Source organism: uncultured Pseudoalteromonas sp. (genome assembly GCF_963922945.1).
Classification (GTDB): Bacteria; Pseudomonadota; Gammaproteobacteria; order Enterobacterales; family Alteromonadaceae; genus Pseudoalteromonas.
On record NZ_CAWUKC010000132.1, the window covers coordinates 1 to 5486 of the forward strand.

Consider the following 5486-nt stretch of genomic DNA (forward strand, 5'->3'; position numbering starts at 1 on the left):
TAACCACACTTCATAGGCTCTGCCTTGCCTAAAAACCAAACATACTGCTGCAAATTCAAACGCCAAAGGTCAACACGCCCTAATTAAGCAAGTTTAAAACCAAATATAAAAAGCACTTTCATTCATATACTTACATATTTACCCCTATCAAGTTTGCACCTATTTGGTGAAAAAAAGGTTGCGCCTGCCCACACATAAAAAAGCAGCTAAGAGGAAATAACTTAGCTGCTTTGTGAGTATGATTTGATAAACTTCTTAAGCTCTTGTACGGGCTTGTCGTTAATAAGAGATGAGAAATCCTTTTCTGAGATCCATAAGGGGGAAATTGGTTATTTATATTCAAAAAAATCGTTTTCAGTTAGGCCGTTTTGTGAACTCACTGGTAAATAATGCTTAGCGACTTGTAAATCACTAGGTTGATTAACCTCATCACTATTATTTTTAGATGGCTCGAGCTCAGCATTTGCTAATACCATTGAAGATGAAACCACAGTGGCAGCGACTACTAGTGTTTTTAGCTTTTTCATAATGTAATCCTTCATCGTAATGCAGCTAATTAATAACCTAGCGGGTATAAATTTGCTCTGTGGTGATTGCTCATCACATCCTTGTTATTCTTTTTAATAGGCTCCCTTGCCTATTTAGGTTGTCTTGGGCAACTCAGAATTTAGCAAAACCACAGAGCATTAATTGTTTACGCTTGGGAAAACTCAGCCTTCGAGAGCTCGTTGTTGCCATCGGTATCCAACTGCGTAAACTGTTTCATTAAATCGGCATCGACCGATGCTTCTGCTTGGCTAATTACGCCATTGCCATCAACATCTAGAGTGTCAAAGTCGGTACCGGCAAAAGCAGCGCTGGTTGTTGCAAATGCCATAACCGCCAATATTGAGTTTAACGTTTTCATAAAATACTCCTCCACTCTACGTCATTTATAGGGCGCCCTGTGTATAACACTGTCCTTGTTATTCTTTATGGTAAGCTCCCTTGCCTACTTAGGTTGTCTTTGGCAACTCAGAATTAACACGTTTTAGGGCGTTAACTGCTCAAAGCACTCAATTATGCTTTGTCGAACTCACTCTTAGATAGCTCCCCGTTTTTGTCAGTATCCAGTTTTGTAAACTGACTCATTAGTTCAGCATCTGCAGATGCTTCTAACGGGCTTAGTGTGCCACTGCCATCTTTATCGAGTGTGTCAAAATCTGTTACCGCAAAAGCCGCTGATGAAGAGGCTAAAGCCATTAATACCAATGTTGATTGTGCCTTTTTCATAATGAAGTCCTTCATAGGGTTTGGTGATTTAGCCATATGGCGTTAATCACGTTTTGCTTAATACAATCTAGTATTACAACTTCAATGCCAACTTAAATTAAATAATTCAAATCAGACACTTACACGTTAAAATTAATAATTATGCCCTTTTGGCCAATTAATTTTGTTGCTCTTTAGCAACAGCGCGTTACACCAATTTAAATATGTACAGAAAATCAGTTACTTATAAATAATTAAAAAGACACATTTAGGCGAGCAGCTATCTAAAAGTACAAATTTGATGGTTTTGAAAATAAACTGAATCTGAACAGAAAAATAAATGAGGTTACAGGGGCAAACTTTAAAAGCCTAACACACTGAAAAAAATAAGATTTTAAATAGTTTTAGAAATATTTAAAATTAATTTTAATAACTAATTATAAAAATAGGATTTTGTTGCCAAATGGCGAATCAACTTTAAGGTGTGGCGCTTTAAAGGAGGGATTTAAAACTGTGTTCGCTATTTAACACTAAGAAAATTTTGAGCTGTGCGCCTTTATATATGTTAAGGCCATCGATAATGCCTTACCTCAGTGGCCCTAGTTATACAAAAAATAAAAAGTTAAGTCGATAGAGACTACTTCCAGCCTTGTTGCCATTTTTGTGTGTCTTTTAAATCGCGCCAAATAATTGGGTATTGGTTTTTAGAAAATACCGACTCGGTAATGCATTCAATTACATTACCCTCTTCATCGTATTCAACTTCGACAATGATAAAGTGTTTCTCTTTATTAATTGCTGGTGTGGCGGTCCATTTACTATTGAGTAGTTTTTTAGGGTTTAATTTATTCATAACTTTAAATAATCGTTTTTTTAATAATACGGCCTAACCCACTGTTTAGCTCAACATAAAGTTAGGTCGTAATAATGTTACCCCACCAGCGTACTGGTTACTCAGCAGTTAACTTACCTGTGTACATTTGCATTTGGCAATGAAAATTGTATTCACCTGTTTTAAGCGCAGGCAAAGTGATTTTATTACTTCCCATTGCAAGGCTTTTACTTATATCGAGCTGCGGGAATATCACTGTTTCGGCGCACGGTGCGCTGTCTTTTCTATCAAATGTCAGTGTGACTTTTTTATTGGCCGCTACCTTTATATGGCTTGGTTGATAAACACCGTTATCTACCACTATGGTTTGCGTATTATCATTACTATGGATTTGTTTGGGCTTATAAAGCCAAAACCAATATACAATCGTCCCTATTAATACTGCACCCAGTAAATTTATCATCAACATAATTAACTCCTTAGTGCTTGTTGGGTTTATAAAAACGTAAGCGATTGGCATTGGTGACGACTGTTAGTGACGAAAGCGCCATAGCTGCGCCCGCCACTACAGGATTTAGTAGCACACCAATAAAGGGATACAACACACCGGCAGCAATAGGAATGCCCGCAACGTTATAAATAAAGGCACCAAACAAGTTTTGTTTAATGTTTTTAATTGTTGCGCTGCTAATGGCAATAGCATCGGCAAGGCCGTGCAGTGAGCCACGCATTAAGGTAATATCGGCGCTTTCTATGGCTACATCGGTACCTGTGCCAATCGCAAAGCCGACATCTGCCTTAGCAAGCGCGGGGGCATCATTGATCCCATCACCCGTCATACCTACAATTTCGCCTTCCTGCTGGCGTTTAGTCACTTCGTTTACCTTGCCCTCTGGCAACACCTCTGCGATAAAATCATCAATACCGACTTTTTTAGCCACCGCGCGTGCAGTCGCTTTGTTATCGCCGGTGAGCATTACTAAATGAATACCTTTATTTTGCAGGCGCTTAATTGCATCGGCTGAATCCTCTTTAATTGGATCCGCAACCGCAATTAAACCCATTAGCTGGTTATCACAGGCAAAGTACATCGGCGTTTTAGCTTCTTTTGCAAAGGTGTCTGCTTGCTCAGCGGCGTCATCAACTGCAATTTTGTATTTATCCATAAGCGCTTTATTGCCAAATAACAGTGTTTGCTCATTCACTGTTCCACTTACACCTTTACCGGTAATGGCGTCAAAGTCGGTAACTTTACTCAAGGTGATGTTTTGTTTTTTAGCGTGCTGCATAATAGCCTCTGCCAGAGGGTGCTCAGAGCTACTTTCGAGGCTTGCAACTAATTGCATTACGTTATTTTCATCTGCGTTATTAAACGTTACAACATCTGTTACTTGGGGTGCACCTTGGGTGATGGTGCCGGTTTTATCAAAAATCATGGTAGTAATTTTGGAGGTAGTTTGCAGTGACTCGCCATTGCGAATTAATATGCCAAACTCGGCGGCTTTACCTATTCCCACCATTACCGACATAGGCGTTGCTAAACCCAGTGCACACGGGCATGCAATAATCAGCACGGTGGTTAACGCTACCACCGCATAAGCAATAGAGGGCGCAGGGCCAAAATTTAGCCATGCAAGGGCTGCTAGTATCGCAATTATCATTACTGTGGGCACAAATATGCCTGATATAACATCGGCTAATCGCCCTATTGAAGGCTTGGAGTTTTGCGCACGTTTTACCATATTAATAATATTGGCAAGGGTTGTTTCTTGGCCTATATGTGTGGCTTCAAATAATAATGTGCCGCTTTTATTAATGCTGCCAGCAACTACTTTGTCGCCGGTTTGTTTACTCACAGGCATAGGCTCACCCGTGAGCATAGATTCATCTAATCTGCTGCTACCTTCGAGGACATTACCATCTACCGGGATTTTTTCGCCTGGGCGTACCCGTACATGGTCGCCCTTTTGCACATCACTAATGTCTATATCTTGCTCTTTGCCGTCGCGTATTACACGGCCTGTTTTTGCTTGTAAGCCAATTAAACGCTTAATCGCCTGTGAGGTTCGCCCTCGTGCTTTCACTTCAAAAGCAAGGCCTAAACTTATTAATCCGATTATCATTGAAGAGGCTTCAAAATAAACGTGCCTTGCAACTTCAGGCAGTAAACTGGGCGCAAGTACAACACACATTGAATATAACCACGCAGTGCCCGTGCCTAACGCTATAAGTGTATCCATATTAGCGCTATGATTTTTAAATGATTGCCAGGCACCTTTATAAAATTGCCTACCCGCTATTGCCATAACCATAAGCGTGACAATACCCACCACACCCCATGCAATTCGCTGGGTTGTAGTTGTGACACTCATATCAAAAATAAGCCCATAAATCATAAGTGGCACACCAGCGCCTAAAGCAAGCATCATATTGCGCATTAGCTTTTTATAATGTGCCTCGTCTGATTTTGCTTTTTCGTCAAGCGCATCTTGATCAGATTTATGATCCATAGGCTTTGCACCATAGCCTATATTCTCAACAGCATTAATTATGGTACTTTGCTGCGCACTACCCTCTACACGCACTGTACGATCTGCAAAGTTCATCTCTACCGTGTTTGTACCTTGAACGTTGTTCAGTGCCTTTTCTATTTTTGCTACACAACTACCGCAATTAGCGCCTTCAATAATAAAGTTTTGCTCTGTTGTTTTGCTGCTACTCATTACACATCTCCGCCTTCGTTTGGCTCAACAAGTGGATCGATAAAGGTCTCTATTAAACTACACACATCACTGGGAACAGCGCCATCCTGTGCTGCCTCCCATTGCTTTAACGCCGCTTGCATACGCGCGCGTAATTTAAGCGTTTCTTGAAACAAGGCCTCAGTTTCCTCTAAACGCTTTGCAATAATTTGTCGCGTAAGTGGACATGGACAATGGCCTTGCTCTGATCTGCTAATAAGTTGTTGAATATCTTTAAGTGAAAAGCCAAGCTTGCGCGCGCTTATAATAAACTGCAAGCGTTGTTGGTCTGCTTTGCTAAAGCATTGATACCCGTTTGCCTGGCTGCGAGTAGGTGATAAAAGGCCTATTCGTGTGTAGTGGCGTACCGTATCAGCCGTTACACCCGTTAACTTAGCTAATTGCTTAACATACATGTTTTAGCTCCCATGGCATTTAGAGCTTAATTGTAAACCTATGTGTAACACGCAGGTCAATAGAGGGAAGTATTAAAGCATAATTTAAATTTACTGGAGCTGATAAAATAAAAGCGCACTAATGAGCGCGCTTAAAAAGAGGCAGAAAGATTAGGGCGTGTTGACCTTTGGCGTTTGAATTTGCAGCAGTGTGTTTGGTTTTTAGGCAAGGCAGAGCCTATGAAGTGTGGTTATTCCCCATAAATA

7 protein-coding genes are annotated in these 5486 nt (G+C 40.6%); all 7 read right to left on the reverse strand.

The window, feature by feature from the left end; translation table 11 throughout:
• Positions 1-329: 329 nt before the first annotated feature.
• Positions 330-527 carry a hypothetical protein gene (locus AABI99_RS17345; protein WP_338367373.1) on the reverse strand — a complete coding sequence of 66 codons (198 nt, stop codon included), beginning with the start codon at positions 525-527 and terminating at the stop codon, positions 330-332.
• Between the two features lie 167 nt (positions 528-694).
• Positions 695-907: a calmodulin gene (locus AABI99_RS17350; RefSeq protein WP_338367374.1), complete on the reverse strand. Its 213-nt coding sequence runs from the start codon at positions 905-907 to the stop codon at positions 695-697.
• A 152-nt stretch (positions 908-1059) separates the two neighbouring features.
• Positions 1060-1272: a calmodulin gene (locus AABI99_RS17355; protein ID WP_338367375.1), complete on the reverse strand. Its 213-nt coding sequence runs from the start codon at positions 1270-1272 to the stop codon at positions 1060-1062.
• Positions 1273-1888: 616 nt separating this feature from the next.
• Entirely contained in the window at positions 1889-2104 is a 216-nt protein-coding gene (locus AABI99_RS17360; protein WP_338367376.1) for a TIGR02450 family Trp-rich protein, read from the reverse strand.
• Positions 2105-2201: 97 nt separating this feature from the next.
• Positions 2202-2552, reverse strand: a complete 351-nt coding sequence (locus tag AABI99_RS17365) for a cupredoxin domain-containing protein (protein ID WP_338367377.1) — start codon at positions 2550-2552, stop codon at positions 2202-2204.
• 10 nt (positions 2553-2562) lie between these two features.
• Positions 2563-4806 (reverse strand): heavy metal translocating P-type ATPase, encoded by a 2244-nt coding sequence (locus AABI99_RS17370; protein WP_338367378.1) that lies wholly within the window; start codon positions 4804-4806, stop codon positions 2563-2565.
• Positions 4806-5240, reverse strand: coding sequence for a MerR family transcriptional regulator (locus AABI99_RS17375; RefSeq protein WP_338367379.1), 435 nt, complete (start codon positions 5238-5240; stop codon positions 4806-4808). Before AABI99_RS17375 ends, AABI99_RS17370 begins: the two co-directional genes overlap by 1 nt.
• Positions 5241-5486: the final 246 nt, after the last annotated feature.